Source organism: Natronorubrum halobium, assembly GCF_051351675.1.
Lineage (GTDB): Archaea > Halobacteriota > Halobacteria > Halobacteriales > Natrialbaceae > Natronorubrum.
Map to the genome: position 1 here is coordinate 2,992,189 of NZ_CP195595.1, position 21,684 is coordinate 3,013,872.

Sequence of the window (21,684 nt, forward strand, 5' to 3'; positions counted from 1 at the left end):
CCTCAGAACTCTCCGTTGATGATGTCTGCAACCCGCTCGCGGTCGAATAACTGCTCGTCCGACGGAATCTCCGGGTACGGGCCGTCAGTGTAGGTCGGCCACGCCCCGAAGAGATCGGGATAAAGTTGTTTGGCAGTCATCTCGAGTTGAAACAGGTTCAGGATCGGTCCTTGGTAGCGGGCCCCCTGCGAGTAGACGCGGCCGTTTTCGGCCGCGGAGAGTTCCTGACCGACGGCGTGGTTCTGCAGCGCCGATCGAATCCCGGGCATATCCGTTTCGGGGTGCATCCCGCCCAGTGCGAAGATAACGTCGGGATCGGCCTCGAGCATCCCTTCCATGTCGATCGTGTCACCGGAGGAGATATCACCGCCCAGGACGCCCATCGGACCGAGCGGGCGCACGTGTGCCGTCAGAAACCCGGGCGTGTCCAGCGTGTAGACGTACATGCTCTCGATGTCGCTCATCCCCGCCAGGACCGCGGTTGGACGCTCCCGTTCTGGGGGGAGATTCTCTTCGATCGTCTCCAGCAGGGTCGTGTGTATCTCCGCAAGTGCATCGTACCGCGACTCCTCGCGGAACACCGCTGCGACCCTCTCGAACATCTCCCAGAGGCTGTAATACTCGTAGCGATCGGCCCACTCGGCTGGTGGCTCGTCGTGTCTATCGCTGAACTTGTTGCCGAACCACGGGGAGACGGTATCTCGGATCTCCTCGATATCCGCCGCGTTCCAGCTATCGAGGGCGTTCACGCTCGCCGGGTCGGAGAGGTGGACGTCGCTGTCGAGCTCGTAGAGCATCTCCTTATCAGGGTCCCAGGAGGAGTACAATCCCGACCAGTCCAGCGTGACGCCGGGCAATCGTTCGGTGAACTGATTCCACAGTTGATCGTAGTAGTCGGGGGCGTGCATCGCGTTGACGTCGTCCCCGCGTCCGAGGGCGAACGCCATCCCGGCGTGATGGGTCAGCCGCGTAAAGACGCTCTCCGGCGGCGAGCCGAAGGAGACCTCTCCCATCGGAGCCATCGTCACCGAGTAGCTGCCACTATCGGACTCTCCGTCCGTCTCATCGCCCCGTCCGGCCAACTTCGAACAGCCCGCCAGCAGTCCGCCGGCGACGGCCGTACTGCCGTACGTTACGAAATCCCTCCGGGTCGGTTCCTCGCGTTTCGTCTCATCTCTCGCCATGTTTTTAGGCCCACCTAAACCATAATAAGCGCTCCTATTTTTAGGCTGACCTAATATTTCCCAATATCAGCGGGGATCACCACACCGCGGACAGATTGGCGGCCCGACTGCGGGAAGCGACTGCCCGCAGTGGGGACACTCGTCGCCGTCGGGGCTGGTGATAGCATCGACGACCTCGTCCGTTCGATCGCGAATTCCCTCGAGCATCCCGATTCCGACGGAATCGGTGTCGATCGGCTCCTCGCCGCTCGCGTTCGTCGCGAATCGAATTCGATCGCGAAGGAATCGCTCGGCATCGTCGTCCGCGTCCGAACTCGCACCTGATTCCACGGCCTGAGTTACGTCCGGTACCGAGACATCCGAATCTGCCCGAGCGAGCAGACCGAACGTTTCGACTGCCCGTCCCCGCACGAAGGCGCTCTCGTCGTCCAAGCGATCAGCCAGGGCAGCGGTACTCTCGGACACCGCGTCCGGATACGCACAGCCGATCGCGGCGAGCGCGGTACAGAGGTGGTACCGAACGAGTTCGTTCGAATCGCCGAGATTCCGAGTCAGGTCCGATACGTGGTGACGGAGCCGGCTCTGATCGGCCAGCGCCAAGTACTCGAGCGCTTTCGCCAGTTTCTCCCTCACCTCGGGTTCATCGAACGACAGCCCGATTCGCAGGTCCGCCAGCACTTCGGGCGAAGCGACCGTATCCGGTACTTCCAGCGCGACGTAACCGAGTGCCTCTGCCGAACGGGCGCGCACGTAGTAGAACTCGTCCTCGTCGGCCAACCGAGCAGCGAGCGCTGGAACGACGGACGAGGCCGCCTCCGGTTCTGCCTGGGCGACGGTCGCGAACAGTTTCGCGGTCGTCAGACGGATCGATCGCTCCTCGTCGGTAAGAAATGGCGTGAGCGCGGTGAGTACGGGCTCGAGCGCGTCTGGCTTCGTTTCAGCCCCCTCACGCAGCGCTCGGAGCGCCGTCTTCCGCGTCTCGGTGTCGGCCGCCGTGAGCCGCTCGAGACACGCAACGGCCTCCTCGGATCTGTCGTCCTCGAGGAGCGCGTCGAGCCGGCCGGCCGGTGATGGCTGTGTCGAGTCGTCCATTGTGCGACGAAACGTATCCGTCGATTCCGTCTCGCCAACTAATAAAATCCACCGTCGACGGTGTCAGTCGGTCAGATCGACGCGCTTCGAAACGGGAAGCCCACGATACACAATTTCATATAGCAATATAGAGTGTATTTGTTGCAGTAGGGTCACTCGAGTAACTGAGCGATAAGCGCTCGGTTCGGTGAGGAGCGTCTTACTCGCCAGAAATCGTTCGATCGGAGACGTTCAGTAGTAAGTGATAGTCTCTCAACCAGAGCGGTTTTTTGACTGGACTCCGAACCCTCGGCTACTCGATGGGGCAGACGTACTACGACGTCCTCGAGGTCGACCCCGACGCGACCCGAGCGGAGGTCCAGACGGCCTACCGCGAGCGCGTCCTCGAGACCCATCCGGATCACAACGACGCACTCGACGCCGCCGAGCAGTTCAAGCGCGTCTCGACGGCCCGATCGGTGCTCACCGACGGCACCGAACGCGCGCGGTACGACCGTCTCGGTCACGACGCCTACCTCCGACTCGCCGACCGGTCGACGAGTTCGAGCGGGCCGGCGTCGTCGGACTCGAGCACGGCGGACGGGGGTGACGACGGCGACGGCACTGCCGGCCAGGCAACTCGATCGCGAACCGAGACCGGAACGTCGAACCAGTCGGGGTCGACCGCCTCGAGAGGGAGCACCGACGGGACGGCTACGGGCCACGACCGTCGTGGCAACGGGAGTCGAACGCGAACGTCGAGCGGTCGAACGCACTCGAGGGCGGAGTCCTCCTACCGGAATCGATCCGAGGGCCGGGACGATCGAACCGGGAGTCACCACGCCCGACAGCGCGCGCGGCGCCAACGGAAGACGGCCCGGCAGCGAGCCGGCGGTGGCTGGACGTTCGTGACCGAGGGCGGACGCTCGAGTGACGGCTCGTCCTCGAGCAACACGGCATCGTCCAGTAGCGACGCGTCCTCGAGTGCGACCGGGACGGCCGGAGCCACCGGGACGACTACCGCCACCGGGACGACCAGCGCTACCGGCACCGGGTCGGCTAGCGCCGCCGCGGCGTCCAGAGCCTCGAGTACGCCCGACGAGGGCGCTGCGTCGGGATTCCGGTACGCCGTCCACGGCTGGGAGGGGGAGGTCGACCTCGAGTGGGAGGGCCAGGCCATGACGCAGACGACGGCGGTGACGATCGGCTGTCTCTGGCTGCTGTATCCGATGTTCGTCGCCGCGAGTCTGACGTCGCTGTTCCCGCTCGTGGTCAACGCGATCGTCGCCGCGTGCACGCTCGCCTTCGTCGGCTATCTGCTCACGAGACCCCGTGTCGCGACCGCGGTGTTCGGGTTCTGGAGCGTGCTCTTCCCGCTCGGGATCGACCGGTTGTCGGCCGTCCCGCCGTTCTCGATCACGGGACTGCTCGCGCTTGGGTTCGCCTGGGTTCCCTTCGGCTACGCCGTCGCACTCTGGTGGGCACTTCGGCCGTGAATAGATGTGGTACCCAGATGAGTTTTTAACTGAAACGAGTGTCCTGCCCACGCTGGCGGCGATGAATTCCACGTCCTCCCCAGCCGATTTCTCCTCATGGGTGCTTCGCACCCGTTCGGATGGTTCGCGGAACCGCCGGTTCCGCGCTAACGCTCACTCCTTTCAGTCGCTCGCTCATCCACCGGAAGACGCTTCGCGCCTTCCGAGCAGTCGCTCGTGATATTTGCTCACGGGCCGTACGCGGCTCGACGCGCCGCGAACTCGAGGCGGTGCAACCGCCTCGCAGCGCCCGTTCGCATAGTCTGCGGGACCTTTGGTCCCGCACTACTCGCGACGACCTCGCTCAGTTTCGACTCGCGGTTCGCTTTCGAGGCACTCGTTCCTCTCGCGCCTCTCTTTCGCTCACCGCGAGACAGCGCGCGCCACCGCACGTGGCTCGATCGGTTCAGGAATCGTCTGTGGACCATTGCTACCGACAACTGGTGGGACGAATACATTGTCCGTAGAGATCAAACTGAGTCGTTTCGGTCGTTAATCGCTCTCGCTTCGAATTTCGTCACGAACCTGCCGTGCGAGCGCCTCCCGTCGCCGATGACTCGCTTCCGAGTCGAACTCGACCGACAGCACCTGCGTTCCCTCGCGCTCGAGCGACCCGCGATAGGCGTCGACGAACTCGGCGGGAGCGACGCGCTCGAACTCGAGACCGTAGAACTCCGCTAACGTCTCAAACTCGAGTCCGTGCGGCGTCTTGAACTGGTCCGTAAACGGCGGTTCGAACTCTTCTATCGGGAGTTTGTGGAAGATGCCGCCGCCGTCGTTGTCCAGCAGGACGATCGTGGCGTCGACGTCGCAGCGGTCGATCGCGAGCAGGCCGTTCGAATCGTGGTAGAACGCCAGATCGCCGGTGACGAGGACGAGCGGGTCGTCCGTCGCGCTGCCGGCACCGAGTGCCGTACTCGCGATGCCGTCGATCCCGCTCGCGCCCCGGTTCGCGAGCACCGTCAGAGCGGCCGCTCGCGGTCGACCGAACCGATCCGCGTCCCGGATCGGCATGCTGTTCGAGACGAAGACGGTCGCCGGGTCGGGCGCGTGCTCGAACACCGACGCGATGACGCCCCCCTCGAACGGGTCGGTCTCGAGTGCATCCGCCTCGATCGCGTCGCCCAGGACGTCCCAGTGACGACGTTCGGCGGTCTCGAACCGAGCGAGCCACTCGCCGCTCGTTGCGGGTGCGGCTCCGTCACCGCCGGTATCGGGTTCGGTCTCGAGTCTCTCGATCAGTCCCTCGAAGACGGAGCCGGGCGACGCCGCGAGCAAGTCGGTCGCGGTGAACGTCGCCTCGCGCCACGCGCCCGCGGGATCGAGCAGGAACTGGTGGGCGCCGCTGTCGCGCAACGCGTGGCGAAGCGGTTTCGAGGTCGGCGACGCGCCGAACCGGACGACGACGTCCGGCGACGGGAGGTCGGCGACGTAGCCGTCGTAGCCGCCGTACACCGGTCCACTGCTGGAGTTCCCCGCGACGTGAGGGCCGAAGCGCAGGTTCGAGAGCGGATCCGCGAGAATCGGCGCGCCGATGCGTTCGGCGACGGCAACGACGGCTGCGGGATCGAGTTCGGACAGGTCGGTCGGATCGGCCGGTCCGGCCACGATCAGTGGCCGGTCGGCGTCCGCCAGCGCCCGCACGAGTGGCCGGTACTGGTCGTCCTCGAGCGTCACGTCCCCGGAACTCGTCTCGACGAACGCGCCCTCGCGTCCCTTGCCGGCCAGCGTCTCCGAAAAGGAATCCGGAACGGCGTCGGAGACCTCGAGCGGCTCGAGCGGCTTTCGAAACGGACAGTTCAGGTGGACGGGGCCGGGGTCGGCACCGCTCGTTTTCGACAGCGCTCGCGCGGCCGTCGTCCGAAGACTTCGCACTTTTCGCTCCTCGGCTTCGGGCTCCGGCAGTTCCGCGTCCCACCGAACCGCGTCGCCGTAGAGGGCGACCTGATCGACAGTCTGGTTCGCACCGCTGTCGCGGAGTTCGTGGGGTCGGTCGGCCGTGAGCACGAGCAACGGGACTCGAGCCCGATCGGCCTCCATCACCGCGGGGTGAACGTTCGCCGCCGCCGTCCCGGAGGTACAGACGAGCGCCGTCGGCTCGCCGGTTCGTCTCGCGCGCCCGAGCGCGAAGTAACTGGCAGACCGCTCGTCGAGGTGTGAAAAGACGCGAATTTCGGGATGGTCGGCGAACGCGACCGTCAGCGGCGTCGATCGACTCCCGGGGGCGATACAGACGGCCTCGAGGCCGCCCTTCGCGAGTTCGTCGACGAGGATGCGGCCCCACAGCGTCGCGCGGTTCGGTGCGGTCATGGGATCACCTGTTCTCTCATCGTCTCACCGCAACTCGTCGAGAATCGGGCGGAACTTCAGCTGTACCTCCTCCCACTCGTCGTCGGGGTCGCTGTCGGCGACGATGCCGTTGCCCGCGAACAGCGTGACCGTCTCCTCGGTCGCGATTCCCGAGCGGATTCCGACGGCGAACTCGCCGTCGCCGGCGCCGTCGAACCAACCGATGGGAGCCGCGTACCAGCCCCGGTCGAACGTCTCGGCGTCGCGGATCGTCTCCCAGGCCGCCGCCGGCGGAACGCCCCCGACGGCCGGCGTCGGATGCAGCGCTTCGACGATCTCGAGGACGTGTGTATCCCCCTCGAGCATCGCCGAAATGGGCGTCTGGAGGTGTTGAATGTTCGCCAGTCGTCGAATCGTCTGGTCGTCGATCGCGAGGTCGCGCGCGAGCGGCTCGAGCTGGTCGCGGATCGCTTCGACGACGAGGCCGTGCTCGCGCTGGACCTTCTCGCTGTCGCGCATCCGATCCGCGTACGCCTCGTCCGCCTCGGGCGCGTCGCTTCGGGGTACCGAGCCCGCGAGGGCTTCGGTCTCGACGCGCGAGCCGCGTTTGGAGACGAGCCGTTCGGGCGGGGCGCCGAAGAAGGTCCCGCCGACCTCGTGGCCGATCAGGAACCGGTAACAGTTCGGGTACCGCCGGCGCAGGCGCTCGAGCGTGCCGGGGATGTCGACCGGGCCGTCGAGTTCGACCGCCAGCGCCTGCGCAAGGACGACCTTGGTGAGATCCCCGTGTTCGATCCGTTCGAGCGCCGTTTCGACCTGTCCGGTCCAGTCCTCGCGGGACGTCGTCCGCGCCGTCGAGTCGATGCCGGGAGCCGTCCCGCTGGGTTGCATCGTCGGCAGTTCGTCCAACCGTTCGGTCCAGTGTTCGAGACGAGCCGTCGCCTCGTCGGGGGTGTCCCCGACGGTCGTCAGCCAGGTCCCCTCGTCGCTGCGGACGACGAGCGTCTGCGGGACGACGAACGACGCCGCCTCGAACCCCGTCCAGGGAGGCCCCGATTCGTGTCCGTCGTGAAACGAAAAGCCGCCGAATGCACGCGGTCGGGCGACGGCAGGACCGTCGTGATCGAGCGCGTCGAACACGCGAGCGGTCTGCGTTCGGATCCGATCGAAGCGCTCCGGCCCGGTGGCGGTGACTCGAGCGGCGACGCCTCGACCGACGACTTCCAGCCCGTCCGGCGTGGCCCACAGAATCCGTGAGTTGGTGGCGACGTCGACGATCGCGCCGAACGACACGTCCTCGAGTTCGCGACTGCGGCTGGTGAGGGTGGTCGGACCGTCGGCTGGCTGGGACCCCGTCTCACCCGCCAGTCGACGCTCACCCGACGATTGGTCCATCGAACACAGTTCGGGACTGCCGTGCCTTCAGCCTAACTATACCGGACGCTGTTCGCGGTCTGACACTACTGCGCGCGGGAGACGGCAGAACGGCCGTCGATCAGCTGTATCGCTCTTCCTGCCACGGATCCGCCGTCTGGGAGTAGCCGCGTTTCTCCCAGTACCCGCGCTCGGGTTCGGTGAGGAACTCGACGCCGTCGACCCACTTCGCTCCCTTGTAGGCGTACTTGTGGGGCGTGACGACCCGCAGCGGTCCGCCGTGGTCTTCGGGGAGCGGGTCGCCGTCGTACCCCCACGCGAAGAGGACTTCCGCTCGCAGGCAGTCCTCGAGCGGCAGGTCGGTCGTGTAGTCGTCGAGCGCGGAGAACAGCACGTGGACCGCGTCGTCGTGGACTCCCGCTCGCTCGGCGAGTTCCGGAAACGGCACGCCCGTGAATTCGCAGTCGAACTTGCTCCAGCCGGTGACGCAGTGGAAGTCCTGTCGCTGGGTCTCGGTGGGGAGGGCCCGGAACTCGTCCCAGGAGAAGGAGAGTTCCTCGTCGACCGCACCGGTGACGGTGAACTCCCACGTTTCGGGGTCCCACTCGGGCGTTCCACTCTTCGAGAGGACGGGGAACGCCGATGTCTCACGCTGTCCGGACGGCAGTCGATCGTCGCCGAACTCCCGGTACAGGTCCGTGACGTCGGTCACGTCGTTAGTCATACGCGTGCGTTGGTGCCGACGGACGTAGATGTGACGCTCGGCGCCGATTCGATCACCTGGATGGCCTCGACGGGACCGGGATTCGGTCGAACGCGACCGTCCGCTTGAGCGAGGTACTCGGTGACACTCGAGTCGAGTGATGCGATCATCGACATGTAACCCCGATTTTCGGGGACGGCACCGCGACTGGAACGGAGTGGAACAGTAGCATTGGCATCACAATTCGGGGCCTTCCTCTCGAAACCCTCGTCATCCCTTAGTACGGTCTCGACCACTCTCTCACTGTATGGCGAGCAAACAACAAATGACGGAACGAGAGATGTCCGGACAGGCAGCGGAAGAAGTCACCGAACAAGCCATGGGCCCTGCGCTCCTCGCGGCGGCCGCGTCGGTCGGGCTCTCGTGGTACTACTTCTTCCTGCGCGGAGAACGACAGCGCGGGATGTTCGTCGGCCTCTGGCCGCCGACTATCCTCGCGTTCGCGAGCTACTTCAACCAGCGGAAAATGCGCCAGCAGATCGACTCGATCACCCAGCCCGGGACGACGCTGAAGAACGCGTTCGACTCGATGATGGGAAGCAAGTAAGACGACCGCAAACCGTACGGGCCGCTACGACGTCGGTGCCGCTATGCAGCCACCGCAAGCACGTCACCACCGACGACTACCGGTTTTCTCCGTCGGTTTCACTCGCGTCGATACTGACGTGTACGATGGATCGGAGTCCCGATCGCTACCCGCAGCAATGTGCCACCGCAGTAGTACCCGTGAGTCACTGTACTAGCGGTATCGAAAGACCGCCGCAGCAGTAGCGAAACGGCCCAGCGCCGGTACCACTTCGCCGGTCGATCGGGACCCTCCGCGGCGAGTCGTTCCGGATGGTGTGGAGTCCCCGTCAAACCTAAATACCCCCTCGCCGAAAGCCGAATCAGATGCCGAAAGTAGAGATCACCATACCGGAGCACCTCGAGATGCAAATCGCCCAGATGGTCGAACGCGGCGAGTTCGTCAACCGCGAGGAGGCGATCGAGGATCTCCTGTCGACCGGTATCAAGGCCTACAAGACCAGTGGACCGATGGACGAAGACGAAGGTGGCCCCGGCGGCCTCGAAGACGACGGCATGATGGGCCACGACGACGAGTACGTCTTCTAACGACCACGTTTTCGCACGGTGTTCTATCGCTACGGAGCGACCGCTACCAGCGGTATCCCGAACGCGATCGCGACGCCGATCAGCGCGACGACGAAGCCGATACCGGCCTCGCGCGCCGTGAATTCGCTCATCGGAGCGGTCGTCCGTTCGGCCTCGAGGTCGTGACCGACATCGGCGCCCGTGTCCTGTTCGCCCGTCAAATCCGTGTCGTCTGCCATAGCTGCGTGTTGCCGACTCAGGACCTTAAAGACACGCGATTGCGGACCGAACGCGGCAGTCACACGGTGCCGAACGGGGACCACCGCATCGTCCACCCGCGGCCGGTAGCCGATGCAGACCACTTTACTACTCCGGGTGCCAAGATTCGGCTACCGATCATATGCTGACCAAGCGCATCATCCCGTGTATCGACGTCGACCTGGACGAGGACGGGAACCCGGCGGTCTACACCGGCGTTCACTTCGAGGACCTGAAATACACCGGCGATCCGGTCGAGATGGCCAAGGCGTACAACGAGTCCGGCGCGGACGAGTTCGTCTTCCTCGACATCACCGCCTCCGCGGAGGGGCGAGAGACCATGCTCGACGTCGTCGAACGCGTCGCCGACGAAGTCTTCATCCCGCTGACCGTCGGCGGCGGCATCCGCACCACCGACGACATCAAGGAGACGCTGCGCGCGGGCGCGGACAAGGTCTCGATCACGACCGGCGCGCTCGAGCGACCCGAACTCATCAACGAGGGCGCGAAGGCCTTCGGCAGCCAGTGTATCGTCATCAGCGTCGACGCCAAGCGCCGCTTCGACGAGGGGGGCGAACACTACGTCGAGGTCGACGGCGAGTCCTGCTGGTTCGAGTGTACGAAGAAGGGCGGCCGCGAGGGGACGGGAATCGACGTCCTCGAGTGGGCCAAAGAGGCTGAATCCCGCGGTGCGGGCGAACTGTTCGTCAACTCGATCGACAAGGACGGCACGAAAGACGGCTACGACCTCCCGCTGACGACGGCGGTCTGTGACGCCGTCGACACGCCCGTGATCGCCTCCTCGGGCTGTGGCGGTCCCGAGGATATGTACGACGTGTTCACCGAAGCGGACGCCGACGCCGGCCTCGCGGCGTCGATCTTCCACTTCGACGAGCACTCGATCGAGGAGACCAAGGAGTATCTGGACGCGCGGGACGTGCCGGTTCGGCTCTGAGACATCAGTTTTCGGACCGCGAGCGAACGAAGTGAGCGAGTGGCTTTTTGGTCAAGGTTTTTGCACGAGGGCGAACGACGTGAACCCGAGTGGAAAAGGTGGCAACGGCGTACCTCGACGAGCGGGACGTTCCCGTTCGGCTCTGAGCAGGGTTTTCACCGGTCCGAGCGCTGGTTTCACCCCGATGCTGATCGAGTCACCGCTCGCCCGCACGGTTTGTTTCGCCCCATCCGTTTCGGCTTCCAATACGCTTATACCCGCTCAGTTGTGCTCTACTACCAGTGAAGTGGCGGTGTACGTGGTGCGGTAAACCACACGAGTCGAACGATCCGCCGTGTGATAGCTGCGGCCACAACGAGTTCGAGGAGGCGGTCGTCCGCCAGGAGGAGTTCGAGACCGTCGACACCGGCACGCAGTACATGTGGGTCTGCGCGAACTGCGGCCGCCAGCACATGAAGAACAACCCGCCGTGCTCGCGCTGTGGCGGCCACGATCTGGAGAAGACCGAGGATGCGTTCTCCGACGTCGACCGCGACCTCGAGGTCCCCAGTTGGCTCGAGGTAGCCAAACCCTACGCGCCGATCATCGTCGGCTTCGCCCTGATCGTCGCCCTGTTCGCGACGGGGATCGTATCGCCGTCGATCATCCCCGGCATCGGGACGCCGTCGCCGCCCGACGCACCCGGCGAGGGCAGCGAGGCGGCCGGAATCGACCTCGAGGCCGCCGAAGACGAGGTTCACGAGCGACTCGAAGCGGAACGGAACGCGGACGAGTCGCGGTCCTACGACGACGGATTAGCGGCGTACGCCGAATACACGAACCGCGCGAACGTGGCGATGGAGTACGACGACGCGAGTCCCGATTCGGTGGACGGGAGCGACTTCGGCGTGGAGTGTCGCAACGAACTGGTCGGCGCGAACCTGCCGATCCCCGGATCGATCGACGACTACGACGACGAGGGTGCGCTCGCCGAGGCCGTCGCAGAGGCGGTGGTGACGAGCGAGCGCCTGACCGACCCCGAACTCGAGTCCGAAGGGCTCGACCTCCACGTCGGTCCCGACGGCGCGCTCTACGGTGTCTACCTGACGTGTTGAAAGAGAAGCGAAACCGAGACGCGTCGACGATCGATCCAGTGGGAGCTTACGCAGCCGCTTCGAACGCGTCGCGGAACGCCGTCGTTTTCCCGCGGACGTCGCCGGCGGCTTCCTCGAGCGCCTCGAGGGGATCGACGCCCTCCACGGTCTTGATCGTCAGAATCGGCTCCGTCTGGCCACCCGACTGTTCGGGGTTGACGTCGTAGGTGGCGGCAGTGACGTCGTCGTGCTCGAGCAGCGTCCCCTTCAGGACGTTCATAAACGTGTGATCCTCGCCGGCGATCTCGATCGAGAGTTCGTTCTCGGTGCTCTCGGTGACCCGCAGTTCCATGTCGATGAGTCCGGTCGTCGGCCGCTTGTACCTTTCTGTTCGGACTGACGGCTCTCGAGCGGTGGCATTCGGATCAGTAGTCGGAAGATCGCACCGGACTCGTTTGAGAGTAGCAAGAGACTCTCGTCCGCTTCTCGCACTGGCGGCGGTGATTGTACGGCCTCCCCAGCCGATTGCTGCTCGCGGGACGTGCGAGGCGGTGAAAACGTTGTCTCACGGGTGCGCAGCACCCGTTCGACTGCTCGCGGAACCGCAGGTTCTGCGCTAACGTTCGCCCCCTCAAGGCACTCACTCATCCACCGGTAGAGCAAGCTCTACCGAGCCTTCGCTCAAAGCGTTCGCGAAGACCTCGTACAGCTTCGAACCGCGGTTCGCCTTGCTCACGGCTCCCCACGGTCACCGTTCGCTTTCCGAGGCCATCACTGCGTTCCGGCCTCGCTCTGCTCACCGCGGTCCAGCGCGCGCCATCGTACGTCGTTCGATCGGGTCGCAGTAGCCGCGGTGGCAGTCGAGCAGGGAGCCACAGAAGTAAATCCATATACAGTCTCGCTCGAACCACTGGATATGCTCTCGCCCGAGGCCGTCCAGTCGTTCGTCCTGACGGTCGTCCTCCCGATCGTCACGGTGGCGGCGCTACTCGCCTCCGCGGCGGTCGTCAGCCGACTCCACCGATCGGGACGCCGGTGGGGAGACGTGGCCCGCTCGAGGCTCGTGATGGGGGTCCCGTGGGGGTCGCTGATCGTCATCGGACTCGTCTGGTGCGTCTACCTGTTCGTCCAGGACGGCGTCACGGCGTTCTCCGATCCCGTGACGATCCCCTACCGGGCGTACTCGTACTTCTATCCGCTGGGAATGCTGACGGCGTCGTTCTCCCACGCCGGACCGAACCACCTCATCGGGAATCTCTCGGCTACCGTCATCGTCGCACCCATCGCGGAGTACGCCTGGGGACACTATCCGGACGAACGGGGAGCGGGCTCGTTCGCCTCGTGGCGCACCAATCCGTGGGTCCGCGCAGTACTGCTCTTTCCACTCGTCGTCGTCGCGATCACGCTCCTCACGAGCCTGTTCGCGCTCGGACCCGTGATCGGCTTCTCGGGCGTCGTCTTCGCCTTCGCCGCGTTCGCGCTCGTCCACTATCCGATCGCGACGATCGTGGGCGTCCTCGGGGTGCAGGGCGTCCTGCTGACGATTTACCGCGCGCTCCAGAATCCGATCGGGGTCTACGTCGCCGAGTCGAGACCACCGTCCGCGCCGTCGTGGGCCGGTATCGCCATCCAGGGCCACGCGCTCGGCTTCTTCATCGGTCTCGTGCTCGGTATCGCGCTGCTCCGCCGACGCGGACGCCGTCCCGACGCGCTTCGACTGTGGATCGCGATCCTGGCCTTCGGGTTCGCACAGGGTCTCTGGCAGATCTACTGGTTCGGCGGCGGGAACGTCTTCTACCTCTTCCAGGGCCCCGGCGTGTTGATCGTCACGGTGCTCGCGCTCGTGGTCACCGTCGCGATTACAGCCTCCGAGCGACCCGTCGTCCCGGAACAAGTCCGCCGCCTGCTCCCTCGCGTCCGCCGAACTCAGCCCGACTCGTCCGTCTCCCGCCCGCTCGAACTCGCTCGGAACAGCGGTGATCGGTCTGGATCGGACACCGGCGATCGGATCGGAGCCGACACCGGTGACCGTCCCGGAGCCGACGGCCGCGATCGCTCCGGATCCGACGCCGATTCCACGGCCCTGACGGCCACCCTCGAGCGCATCAGCGAAATCGCCGCGAAACCACGGTCGCGCGATTCGGGCCGGCTCTCGACCGTCGGCCAGCGACAGACCGCGCTCGCGCTCGTTCTCGTGATCCTCGCCGCCCTCGCCGGGATGGCGGTTCCGGTCAACTTCTTCGTCCTCGAGGATGCCACCGCTTCCTCGGACGCGGCCGTCGAGATCGAGGACTACACGGTTCAGTACGCCGAGGGCGTCGAGAACGAACTCGTCTCGCCCGTCCAGGTCGGTCCGCTGGCCGACGCCGTCTCCCTGGAGTCCAGCGGCGTGATCGTCGCGAGCGAGCAGCGGCAGCTCTGGTCGGAGGTGATCCCGGCCCGGCAACTCGAGTTCTCGGGCGAGGAGTCGATCACCGTCGGCGGCCCCGGCTGGCGCGAGACCGTCCACGTCGAGCGGACCGGCTGGGAGCCGGTCGGCAACGACAGCGTCTACCAGGTCGAGATCTGGGCCGAGGGCGACGATCCACAGCTCGCCCACGAATCGAATAGCTCGCGCGCAGACGTCCGGATCGACGACCGGAACGTGACGATTTCGTCCGTCGACGGCGAGTTCACGCTCGAGGTCGAATCGACCGAGACCGGGGACGTCGAAACGACGACGATGCCCGACTCGGCGGAGCCGACCACCGCGGGAGGACTCACGTTCGAACGCGAGGACGACACCGTGTACGCCGCTTCGAACGGGACGCGGATCGCCATCGCGAGCGAAGAGTAAGCGGCCGACCGCTTCCGCGAGCCGTATTCGGCAGCCTGCACGCCTGTATGGCGTCCTTTCGTGCCAGCTACCGGTTCGCTCTCGCGATCACAGCACGTCGATCCGGAATCGGACGTTGAGCCGCTTCTATCGCGCAGTAGACGGTGGTTTCGTCCGGTTGAGACCAGTACAAACGACTAACCGAGCGAGATAGTCAGTATTACGAGTAGATTTCGCCAGCCGGGCCGCTGATCGCCGGTGACGGATCCGTCGTCGCTCGAGACGGTCGTCTATCGATTACTGTGGCGGCTGAGAACCAGTTTGGTGTTTTCCCTCGAGTCGTTAACGGCTACGTGGCCGAGAGAAGCCGGAGAGAAACAATATCCGTCTCCGCCGTTCGTTCGATCGAGTTGAATCCTGGACCGATGAGCAACTACGCACTGCGGCAGGCGACCGCCTCGGACGGCGACTCGAGTACCGTCGACGTCGAATCACGGACGGCCGTTCGGCTCGAGGCCGTGACCCACGAGTACGGGGCGAACGGCGGCCGAGGCCGCTCGGGCGACGACCGGACCGTAACCGCGCTGCGGGACGTCTCGTTCGACGTGCAGGCGGGCGACATCGTCGGCCTCGAGGGGCCGAGCGGCAGCGGGAAGTCGACGATCCTCCACGCGGTTTCGGGACTGTTGGTTCCCTCCGGCGGAGCCGTCGAACTGCTGGACACCGATCTCACGACCTGCTCGAATCGGGAACGAACGCGGCTGCGACGGCGACACGTCGGGATCGTCTTCCAGCGCTTTCATCTGCTGCCGGCGCTATCGGCCCGTGCGAACGTCGCGTTACCCCTCGTTCAGGCCGGAATCCCCAGATCGACGCGCCGCGAGCGCGCCGAAACGCTGCTCGAGAAGGTCGGCCTCGGTGATCGTATCGGCCACCTCCCGGGCGAACTGAGCGGCGGCGAGCGACAGCGCGTCGCGATCGCGAGGGCGCTCGTCACCGATCCGGACGTCATCGTCGCCGACGAGCCGACGGGTGAACTCGATACGGCGACCGGAGAGAACGTCCTCGAACTCCTGATGGATATCGGCCAAGATCGAGCCCTGCTGGTCGCCTCGCACGACGAGTCGACCCTCGCCGTCGCCGACCGCGTGGTCACCCTTCGCGATGGACGGGTGGTCTCGGATGGCGGATGACGGCGAGTTCGACGCCGAGCGCGGCGGCTCCCGCCGGGCGCGCTGGCGCGGCCTCGTCGGCGTCTCCGTCATCAGGCTGTGGAAGCGGACGGTTCGAACGCGCTCGAGTCGCGTCGTGGCGACGGTCGGTGCCGTCGCCCTGACGATCGCGCTATTGGTGGTCGTGACGGGAGTCGCACTGGGGCTCGCCGGCGGCGGCGCCGTCGACGATACCGACGCCGACGTCCAGATCGTCCCCGAGGAGAGCGGCACGCTGTCGGCCGTCGACGGCGTCGAGGGGCCGCGGCTCGGCGACAGCAACGAACGCGCCGAATCGATCCGGTCGGACGACGGCGTCGACCACGCTTCGCCGGTACTGGTCGAACCGGTGAAACTCGAGTCGGCCGACGGTGGCGAACCGAAGACCGTCCTCCTCGTCGGCGTCGTCCCCGACGGCGAGCCTCGGACCGTCGGTGGGCTCCCGACCGACGCACTCGAGCCGGGCGATCCACACTACGCCAACGGCTCGTACGACGGCTCGCGGGAGGGCGAACTCGTCCTCTCCGAGGCGGCTGCGGAGCGCCTCGACGCGGAGGCCGACGACGAACTCACCGTCGGCGGTTCGCAGACGCCGGACAACGTCTCGACACCGTCGGTGACGGCCACTGCCGTCGAATCGGTCGACGACGACGACGAGACGCCGGTCGCGCTCGTCCACCTGAGCGAACTGCAGGCGCTCTCGGGCGCGGACGACGGCCAACTGGCCGACCAGATACTGATCTGGGGCGATACCGACGCGGCGGAGTCGGCTGCCGACGACGAGTACCCCGACGCCGCGGTTGAGTCCCACGACGGAACCGATCCGTCCGCGTTGTTCGGCGACGGACTGGCGTTCGCGACGAGCCTGCTCGCGTTCGTCGTCGGTATCGCCATCTGTGCGTCGTTCGTCGCGACGACCGCTGGGATGACCGTCACCGAAGACCGGCGAACCCTCGCCGTCCTCGAGGCCGTGGGCTACTCCGCGCGCAGTCGACTCTCGATCGTCGCGGTCTCGACGCTGCTCACGACCCTCGCGGGCGCAGTGCTGGGAATCGCCCTCGGCGTCGGCGGAATCTACGCCGTCAACGCGGTGGCCGGCGCGACCGTCGCGCCGGGTGCCGTCGCGCTCGTCCATCCGATACTCGTCCCCTACGCGCTCGCCGTCGCACTCGTCTCGGGACTCGTCGCCATCCCCTATCCGCTCGCCGTCGCGGCGCGAACGTCCGTCCTCGAGGAGGTGGGCCGGTGAGCCTTCGTCGAGCGGGCAGGCGGCTGCGAGCCGTCGTCGGCCTCGCGTTCGCACAGCTTCGACGCGCCCCCGGTCGGACCGCACTCACCGTGTTCGCGGTCGCGCTCGCGGTGCTGTCGGTGACGCTGCTCGCGAGTCTCGGCGTCGGCGTCGTCCAGACGGGCGAGGACGGTCTCGACAACGCCGATCGCGATATCTGGGTCTCGAGCGACCCGATCGACCCCTCGGCCAGCGGCACGGAGAACCCGATCGTCGGCGCCCACGGCGTCGCCGCCGAGATGAGCGAGCGGGACGACGTCAGTTCGGCCGCGCCGATCGCGATGCACGATATCTACGTCGGAACGGAGGCCGACGACCTCGAGCGCACGTCCGCGGTCGGGGTCCACGAGACTCACGACGGCTTCGACTTCGAGGAGGGAGGCGGGTTCGAAAGCGAGATGAACCTCTCCGCCGGGGAACATCCCGACGGCGAGCGGCCCAGCGAACCGGAGACGGAAGAGATCGTGCTCGACCCCAACACGGCCGAGGCCCACGACGTCGAGGTCGGCGACACGGTCTACGTCGGGACCAGTCGGGAGTCGGCGGCGAACCACGAGTTCACCGTCGTCGGGATCTCCGCGTACTACTCGCAGTATCTGGGCTCGGACACGGAGACGGTCCCGCTGACCGACCTGCAGGCGGTCGCCGGGACGACCGGGACGGATCGGGCGACGTTCATCACCGCCAGCGTCGAGGACGACGCCGACCGGGACGCAGTCGGCGCGGAACTCGACGAGGAGTACGCGGCCTACGACGTCCGGACCAGCGACGAACAGATCGGCGCGATGTTCGAGGAACAGCCGCTCGTCCTCGCCAGCGGGGCGACGCTGGTCGGGCTCGCCGTCGTCGGCGGGATCGTCCTGACGGTCAACCTGTTCGCGCTCGTCGCCTACCAGCAGCGGGACGAACTCGCCGCGCTCCGGGCGATCGGTCTCTCCCGGTGGGTGCTCGCGGGAACGATCGCCGTACAGGGACTCGTCATCGGCGTCGTCGGCGGGATTCTCGGTCTCGTCGCGACACCTCTGCTCGTGGCCGGCCTGAACTACCTCGCGTCGTCGGTCATCGGCTTCGGCGAACTCCTCCAGACGCCGCCCGAGGTCTACCTGCTCGGTCTCGTACTGGCCATCGTCGTCGGGACGGTCGTCGCGCTCGTCACCGGCTGGCGGGCGAGTCGCTACGCGCGGATCCAGCACCTCAGCGGCTAATAGGGGTACTCCGGGGCCGACCTCACGATCCCAGCCGATCACCGCCACTCGATTCGGAACACTTCCGCCTCGAGCGTCTGCTCGGCTTCGGTGTGAAACTCGAACCGCTTCGCGATCGGGAATTCGGCCCGGAACGCGTGTGTCACCTCGCCGCCTTCGTCGGCCGCGAACGATTCGACGAACTCCTGGCTCCCCTCGTTGTGGATCGTGTAGGATACGTCGGCGAGCGAACGGGCCGTTTCGAGGAACTCGCGGTCGGCGTGACGGTTCCCATGCTGAGCCCCGAACGGCGGGTTCGAGACGACGGTCACGTCGGTATCGGAAACGGAGAGCGGCGGTCGAGTCGCGTCACCGCGGAGCCACTCGAGGGGGCCGTCTTTCCCCGCCTCGTCGATCCGGGCTGCGTTCGCACGGGCCAGTGCGAGCGCGTCCCGGTCGATGTCGACGCCGACGACGCGGTCGGCCCCCGCGAGCGAGGCCCCGATCGCGAGCATCCCGGTTCCGGTCCCGAGATCGACGACCCAGCCCTCGAGATCGCCCTGCATTCTCGCCTGGTGGCAGATGTGGGCGGCGATCTCCGGCGGCGTGAGATACTGCTCGAGCGCGGCTGACGGCTCGGAAAAGTCGGCGAGCGCTTCGAGCGCTCGAGCGAGGGTACGTCGCGACGGCCCGGACATTACCGCGTCGTTAGGCGTCGAGCGTGATAGCCCCGTCGAGTTCGAGCGCGATTCCCTCTCGCTCGGCGCGTTCCGCACAGGCGGCCAGCGCGGGCCGTACCTTCTCGGGATCGGCGATATCGTCGATCTCGAGCGTGACGGTTCCGACGCCGAGGAAGGCACCGGCCCGCACGTACGATCGCACGCGATCGATCTCCTCCTGGGTCGCGAGCGAACAGTCCTCGTCGAAACAGGCGTCGACGACCAGGTCGGCCGGGAGCAGTCCCTCGTCGGTCAGTTCCCGCTTCAGCTCTCGGAGGTAGTCCGGCGCCGTCGACTCGAGCGTCGGTGCCTCGAGCGTGACGGGTGTGACGTCTGCGGGTCGACAGCGGTCGATCGTCGGTTCCAGTTCGGCCGGTGGTGACGTATTCATTACAGGCACATACATGAGTCGCATACAAAAGTCTTTGTAAATGTTCTATAGTAATATCTCGATCGCGAGAACGTCGGACGATCACGCTGCTCGAGCCGAACCGGTGTTCCGTTTTCATGACAAGTTCGAATAGAGTTAAGGAGAGTCCGTGTGAGAGACAGGTATGGAGTGTCCGCGGTGCCAGGGGTCGCTGGAGGAACTCTCGCTGGGTGACGTCTCGACAGTAACGTGTCCACACTGTGCCTTCGCGGACGTCCCGGTCGACCACGTTCAGGAGGGCGAGGACCCGGAGTCCTGGCGAGACGCGTTCAACCGATTTTACGAGCAGTGAGCCGTCGGGGAGGACACCGCTGACGGCTGGCTAGGCGACTGTAACGACCGCGTTCGCGACGATTGGAACAGTGACGCGTCTCGCAACCGTCTGCGTAGCAGGAAAAAACCGGGGCGCTTACTCCGCTTCGGCTTCGGCTTCTTCTTTTTCGGGTTCGTGATCGACGTCTTCGTCGGAGCGGGCGGCGACGAGGCCACCGCGTGCGACGCTGTAGAGCGGCTCGTTGGCGTGCGAGACGCCGCTGATCGAGAACGGAATGTTCGCGTCCTCCAGGTGGTCACGGAACAGCGCCTCGAAGCCGCTCGGGCTCGAGGTACCGCCGGTGACGACGACGGGCACGTCGAGGCCTTCCTCGACGTCTTCCTCGTCGACTTCCTTGACGATGTTCTCGATGACGTAGTCGAGCAGGTTCTCGTAGTAGATCGAGAGCGCACCCTCGACGCCGCCGACGTCCGTCGTGAAGTCGAGTTCGAAGTCGTCCTCCTTGATGGAGGTGACCTTGTCGACGGGCGTGCCCGTCGCGCGTGCGGCCTGCTCGTCGACCCAGTCGCCACCGCGGGCGACGGAGAACTTCATGACGGGCACCGCGTAGTAGGACAGACAGACGTTCGTCATCCCGGCACCGAAGGAGATGCCCAGTCCGGTGAAGTTGTTGTCCGCGAGTTCGCTGTAGATGACGGACATCCCTTCGTTGATCGGTTCGGAGTCGTATCCCATGTCGTCGAGGAACGACTCGATCGTCTTCTGGTGGTACAGCGTCGAGAGATCCGAATCGATCGGATCCGCCGGGGACGAGAAGTAGAGTTTCTCGTCGGGATAGGCGGGCTCGCCGACGACCTGCTCGATGATGAGCTTCATCATCGGGATCGCGCTCTTCTCGTCGTTCGAGAGGATCCCGTGTTTCATCGGGCGCCGCGTTTCCTTGTTGAAGATGTTCGCAAAGTTGAGGGCGTCGTCGCCGACGACGTACACCTTGTCGTCCTTGCGAATGTGTAGGACTTCGCTTCGCGAGAGCATCTGCTCGGCCATATCCGAGTACTCGATCTCTACGAAGGAGTTACGCTGTTGCACGAAAACCGTATCGTTCCCATCCTGCTGTGCAGACAGGATGTTCATCGTTCCAACGTCTAGGCCTTTCGCCATAGTTTGGCAAGGCGGCCGATGGATTATAAATCTATGTGAATAACTTACACCTCAAACTACTGGACAATAAGCATAGGTTACGTACGAGTATCGAAAGATTACCGCCGGCCGAGGAGTTCACGGAGCCGATCGAGTACCCCCGAGAGCGGAGATCCGCCGTCGTCGGCCGTCGCCATCTCCTCCGCTTGCTGTTGCTCGCGCAGTTCCTTGAGTTTCGCCGTCTGATCGTCGACCGTCGACTCCGAGGTCGTCGTTTTCGTCTCGCCGCCTTTCAGTCCCTTGAGGCCGGCGACCTGTGCGTCGACGCCGGTCGAGCGCGCCGTCTTCGTTCCGGCGTCGGTGTTGACGGACACCGCGTCGAACTCGTCCTCGGAGAAACTGAGACGCTTGTGTTCGGTTTTCTCGACGCCGCCCCAAGAGAGTTCGACGTCCTCCATCGCCTCGTCGATGTCCCTGCGGACGTCCGCATCCGAGAGTTCGTCTTCCTCGTCCCCGTCGTCGGCCTCGACCGTCTGGACCTGTTGGGCCATATCCAGATAGTGAGCGATCAGTGCCGCCCCCGTCGAAGCGGTGATGCCGGCGAGACCGATAGCGTAGGTCGCGACGACTTCGACCGTGTAATCGTTTCCGTAGCCGTTCCAGTTGTCGGGGTACGCGCCGATGAAGCCGATGATGGCACCGATCGTGATCGCGACACCGGCGATCGACGTGTACAGCATCCGTCGTTCCGACGGCAGTAACACTACGACCCCGAGCATGAACACGGGGAGCGAGATCATTACGAGCGCGTACGCGGGTTGTACCCAGGCGATGTACGATGCGGATCGGGTCTCGAAGGTGCCACTCCAGACGAAGAGCAACAGGGCGACGATCGCGAGTCCGATCCCACCGAGAAACAGGCTGAACCCGACGTAGACGTCGGTTCGATCCTCCGGTTCGCCGATGTATCGACGATAGATATCGAAGAGATACCCGTCTACAGGCTGTTCCGCTGGCATTAGCACCTCG

General features: G+C 65.5%; 22 protein-coding genes. 10 read left to right on the plus strand and 12 right to left on the minus strand.

The window, feature by feature from the left end:
• Positions 1-2 precede the first annotated feature (2 nt).
• Together ACSFC7_RS14775 and ACSFC7_RS14780 are read right to left on the minus strand one after the other, a co-directional pair.
• Complete coding sequence (locus ACSFC7_RS14775) at positions 3-1,184, minus strand: ABC transporter substrate-binding protein (protein ID WP_436343588.1); 1,182 nt, start codon at positions 1,182-1,184, stop codon at positions 3-5.
• Between the two features lie 66 nt (positions 1,185-1,250).
• On the minus strand, positions 1,251-2,276 hold the full coding sequence (locus ACSFC7_RS14780; protein ID WP_436343589.1) for a HEAT repeat domain-containing protein: 1,026 nt from the start codon (positions 2,274-2,276) through the stop codon (positions 1,251-1,253).
• Between the two features lie 299 nt (positions 2,277-2,575).
• Between ACSFC7_RS14780 and ACSFC7_RS14785 the strand changes: the two genes are divergently transcribed.
• Positions 2,576-3,751, plus strand: a complete 1,176-nt coding sequence (locus ACSFC7_RS14785) for a J domain-containing protein (protein WP_436343590.1) — start codon at positions 2,576-2,578, stop codon at positions 3,749-3,751.
• A gap of 531 nt (positions 3,752-4,282) precedes the next feature.
• Here ACSFC7_RS14785 and menD read toward each other — a convergent pair.
• The 4 genes from menD to ACSFC7_RS14805 form a co-directional block, all read right to left on the minus strand.
• Entirely contained in the window at positions 4,283-6,100 is a 1,818-nt protein-coding gene (gene menD / locus ACSFC7_RS14790; protein ID WP_436343591.1) for a 2-succinyl-5-enolpyruvyl-6-hydroxy-3-cyclohexene-1-carboxylic-acid synthase, read from the minus strand.
• Positions 6,101-6,124: 24 nt separating this feature from the next.
• Positions 6,125-7,474 carry an isochorismate synthase gene (locus ACSFC7_RS14795; RefSeq protein WP_436343592.1) on the minus strand — a complete coding sequence of 450 codons (1,350 nt, stop codon included), beginning with the start codon at positions 7,472-7,474 and terminating at the stop codon, positions 6,125-6,127.
• A 100-nt stretch (positions 7,475-7,574) separates the two neighbouring features.
• Positions 7,575-8,177 (minus strand): sulfite oxidase-like oxidoreductase, encoded by a 603-nt coding sequence (locus ACSFC7_RS14800; RefSeq protein WP_436343593.1) that lies wholly within the window; start codon positions 8,175-8,177, stop codon positions 7,575-7,577.
• Positions 8,174-8,326 (minus strand): hypothetical protein, encoded by a 153-nt coding sequence (locus ACSFC7_RS14805; RefSeq protein WP_436343594.1) that lies wholly within the window; start codon positions 8,324-8,326, stop codon positions 8,174-8,176. The genes ACSFC7_RS14800 and ACSFC7_RS14805 overlap by 4 nt, the downstream gene beginning before the upstream one ends.
• 137 nt (positions 8,327-8,463) lie before the next feature.
• Between ACSFC7_RS14805 and ACSFC7_RS14810 the strand changes: the two genes are divergently transcribed.
• The gene (locus tag ACSFC7_RS14810; RefSeq protein WP_436343595.1) at positions 8,464-8,763 is read left to right on the plus strand and encodes a hypothetical protein; all 300 of its coding nucleotides are present in this window, start codon (positions 8,464-8,466) and stop codon (positions 8,761-8,763) included.
• A gap of 344 nt (positions 8,764-9,107) precedes the next feature.
• Positions 9,108-9,329, plus strand: coding sequence for a ribbon-helix-helix domain-containing protein (locus ACSFC7_RS14815; RefSeq protein ID WP_006091440.1), 222 nt, complete (start codon positions 9,108-9,110; stop codon positions 9,327-9,329).
• A 29-nt stretch (positions 9,330-9,358) separates the two neighbouring features.
• Here ACSFC7_RS14815 and ACSFC7_RS14820 read toward each other — a convergent pair whose 3' ends face one another.
• Positions 9,359-9,547 (minus strand): DUF7550 family protein, encoded by a 189-nt coding sequence (locus ACSFC7_RS14820; protein WP_436343596.1) that lies wholly within the window; start codon positions 9,545-9,547, stop codon positions 9,359-9,361.
• Positions 9,548-9,708: 161 nt separating this feature from the next.
• Here ACSFC7_RS14820 and hisF point away from each other — a divergent pair, with 161 nt between their 5' ends.
• Positions 9,709-10,521, plus strand: a complete 813-nt coding sequence (hisF, locus tag ACSFC7_RS14825; protein ID WP_436343597.1) for an imidazole glycerol phosphate synthase subunit HisF — start codon at positions 9,709-9,711, stop codon at positions 10,519-10,521.
• Between the two features lie 281 nt (positions 10,522-10,802).
• A complete protein-coding gene (locus ACSFC7_RS14830) occupies positions 10,803-11,615 on the plus strand; it encodes a hypothetical protein (protein ID WP_436343598.1) in 813 nt (270 codons plus the stop codon).
• 46 nt (positions 11,616-11,661) lie between these two features.
• Here the strand turns inward: ACSFC7_RS14830 and ACSFC7_RS14835 are convergent, their stop codons facing one another.
• A complete protein-coding gene (locus ACSFC7_RS14835) occupies positions 11,662-11,946 on the minus strand; it encodes a DNA-directed RNA polymerase subunit L (protein ID WP_436343599.1) in 285 nt (94 codons plus the stop codon).
• 564 nt (positions 11,947-12,510) lie between these two features.
• Here ACSFC7_RS14835 and ACSFC7_RS14840 point away from each other — a divergent pair.
• The 4 genes from ACSFC7_RS14840 (at position 12,511) to ACSFC7_RS14855 (ending at position 18,113) form a co-directional block, all read left to right on the plus strand.
• Positions 12,511-14,430, plus strand: a complete 1,920-nt coding sequence (locus ACSFC7_RS14840) for a rhomboid family intramembrane serine protease (protein WP_436343600.1) — start codon at positions 12,511-12,513, stop codon at positions 14,428-14,430.
• Positions 14,431-14,834: 404 nt separating this feature from the next.
• Complete coding sequence (locus ACSFC7_RS14845; protein WP_436343601.1) at positions 14,835-15,602, plus strand: ABC transporter ATP-binding protein; 768 nt, start codon at positions 14,835-14,837, stop codon at positions 15,600-15,602.
• Complete coding sequence (locus tag ACSFC7_RS14850; protein ID WP_436343602.1) at positions 15,592-16,869, plus strand: ABC transporter permease; 1,278 nt, start codon at positions 15,592-15,594, stop codon at positions 16,867-16,869. The genes ACSFC7_RS14845 and ACSFC7_RS14850 overlap by 11 nt, the downstream gene beginning before the upstream one ends.
• The gene (locus ACSFC7_RS14855; protein WP_436343603.1) at positions 16,866-18,113 is read left to right on the plus strand and encodes an ABC transporter permease; all 1,248 of its coding nucleotides are present in this window, start codon (positions 16,866-16,868) and stop codon (positions 18,111-18,113) included. The genes ACSFC7_RS14850 and ACSFC7_RS14855 overlap by 4 nt, the downstream gene beginning before the upstream one ends.
• A 38-nt stretch (positions 18,114-18,151) precedes the next feature.
• Here ACSFC7_RS14855 and ACSFC7_RS14860 read toward each other — a convergent pair whose 3' ends face one another.
• Positions 18,152-18,790: an METTL5 family protein gene (locus ACSFC7_RS14860; protein WP_436343604.1), complete on the minus strand. Its 639-nt coding sequence runs from the start codon at positions 18,788-18,790 to the stop codon at positions 18,152-18,154.
• A gap of 10 nt (positions 18,791-18,800) precedes the next feature.
• A complete protein-coding gene (locus tag ACSFC7_RS14865; RefSeq protein WP_436343605.1) occupies positions 18,801-19,202 on the minus strand; it encodes a hypothetical protein in 402 nt (133 codons plus the stop codon).
• A 163-nt stretch (positions 19,203-19,365) separates the two neighbouring features.
• Here ACSFC7_RS14865 and ACSFC7_RS14870 point away from each other — a divergent pair, with 163 nt between their 5' ends.
• Positions 19,366-19,533, plus strand: coding sequence for a zf-TFIIB domain-containing protein (locus ACSFC7_RS14870; protein WP_436343606.1), 168 nt, complete (start codon positions 19,366-19,368; stop codon positions 19,531-19,533).
• Between the two features lie 117 nt (positions 19,534-19,650).
• On the opposite strand, the gene ACSFC7_RS14875 is transcribed toward ACSFC7_RS14870, so the two are convergent.
• Positions 19,651-20,676 carry a hypothetical protein gene (locus ACSFC7_RS14875; RefSeq protein ID WP_436343607.1) on the minus strand — a complete coding sequence of 342 codons (1,026 nt, stop codon included), beginning with the start codon at positions 20,674-20,676 and terminating at the stop codon, positions 19,651-19,653.
• Between the two features lie 98 nt (positions 20,677-20,774).
• Positions 20,775-21,674 (minus strand): DUF7139 domain-containing protein, encoded by a 900-nt coding sequence (locus ACSFC7_RS14880; RefSeq protein ID WP_436343608.1) that lies wholly within the window; start codon positions 21,672-21,674, stop codon positions 20,775-20,777.
• Positions 21,675-21,684 lie beyond the last annotated feature (10 nt).

What these genes read in the sequence shown, in the direction of transcription:
- ACSFC7_RS14800 (WP_436343593.1), bottom strand. Translation starts at nt 8,177, where the DNA reads ATGACTAACGACGTGACCGACGTCACGGACCTGTACCGGGAGTTCGGC.
- ACSFC7_RS14835 (WP_436343599.1), bottom strand. Translation starts at nt 11,946, where the DNA reads ATGGAACTGCGGGTCACCGAGAGCACCGAGAACGAACTCTCGATCGAG.
- ACSFC7_RS14860 (WP_436343604.1), bottom strand. Translation starts at nt 18,790, where the DNA reads ATGTCCGGGCCGTCGCGACGTACCCTCGCTCGAGCGCTCGAAGCGCTC.
- ACSFC7_RS14780 (WP_436343589.1), bottom strand. Translation starts at nt 2,276, where the DNA reads ATGGACGACTCGACACAGCCATCACCGGCCGGCCGGCTCGACGCGCTC.
- ACSFC7_RS14845 (WP_436343601.1), top strand. Translation starts at nt 14,835, where the DNA reads ATGAGCAACTACGCACTGCGGCAGGCGACCGCCTCGGACGGCGACTCG.
- ACSFC7_RS14865 (WP_436343605.1), bottom strand. Translation starts at nt 19,202, where the DNA reads ATGAATACGTCACCACCGGCCGAACTGGAACCGACGATCGACCGCTGT.
- ACSFC7_RS14810 (WP_436343595.1), top strand. Translation starts at nt 8,464, where the DNA reads ATGGCGAGCAAACAACAAATGACGGAACGAGAGATGTCCGGACAGGCA.
- ACSFC7_RS14850 (WP_436343602.1), top strand. Translation starts at nt 15,592, where the DNA reads ATGGCGGATGACGGCGAGTTCGACGCCGAGCGCGGCGGCTCCCGCCGG.
- ACSFC7_RS14795 (WP_436343592.1), bottom strand. Translation starts at nt 7,474, where the DNA reads ATGGACCAATCGTCGGGTGAGCGTCGACTGGCGGGTGAGACGGGGTCC.
- ACSFC7_RS14870 (WP_436343606.1), top strand. Translation starts at nt 19,366, where the DNA reads ATGGAGTGTCCGCGGTGCCAGGGGTCGCTGGAGGAACTCTCGCTGGGT.
- hisF (WP_436343597.1), top strand. Translation starts at nt 9,709, where the DNA reads ATGCTGACCAAGCGCATCATCCCGTGTATCGACGTCGACCTGGACGAG.
- menD (WP_436343591.1), bottom strand. Translation starts at nt 6,100, where the DNA reads ATGACCGCACCGAACCGCGCGACGCTGTGGGGCCGCATCCTCGTCGAC.
- ACSFC7_RS14880 (WP_436343608.1), bottom strand. Translation starts at nt 21,674, where the DNA reads ATGCCAGCGGAACAGCCTGTAGACGGGTATCTCTTCGATATCTATCGT.
- ACSFC7_RS14875 (WP_436343607.1), bottom strand. Translation starts at nt 20,676, where the DNA reads ATGGCGAAAGGCCTAGACGTTGGAACGATGAACATCCTGTCTGCACAG.
- ACSFC7_RS14785 (WP_436343590.1), top strand. Translation starts at nt 2,576, where the DNA reads ATGGGGCAGACGTACTACGACGTCCTCGAGGTCGACCCCGACGCGACC.
- ACSFC7_RS14815 (WP_006091440.1), top strand. Translation starts at nt 9,108, where the DNA reads ATGCCGAAAGTAGAGATCACCATACCGGAGCACCTCGAGATGCAAATC.
- ACSFC7_RS14805 (WP_436343594.1), bottom strand. Translation starts at nt 8,326, where the DNA reads ATGATCGCATCACTCGACTCGAGTGTCACCGAGTACCTCGCTCAAGCG.
- ACSFC7_RS14775 (WP_436343588.1), bottom strand. Translation starts at nt 1,184, where the DNA reads ATGGCGAGAGATGAGACGAAACGCGAGGAACCGACCCGGAGGGATTTC.
- ACSFC7_RS14820 (WP_436343596.1), bottom strand. Translation starts at nt 9,547, where the DNA reads ATGGCAGACGACACGGATTTGACGGGCGAACAGGACACGGGCGCCGAT.
- ACSFC7_RS14840 (WP_436343600.1), top strand. Translation starts at nt 12,511, where the DNA reads ATGCTCTCGCCCGAGGCCGTCCAGTCGTTCGTCCTGACGGTCGTCCTC.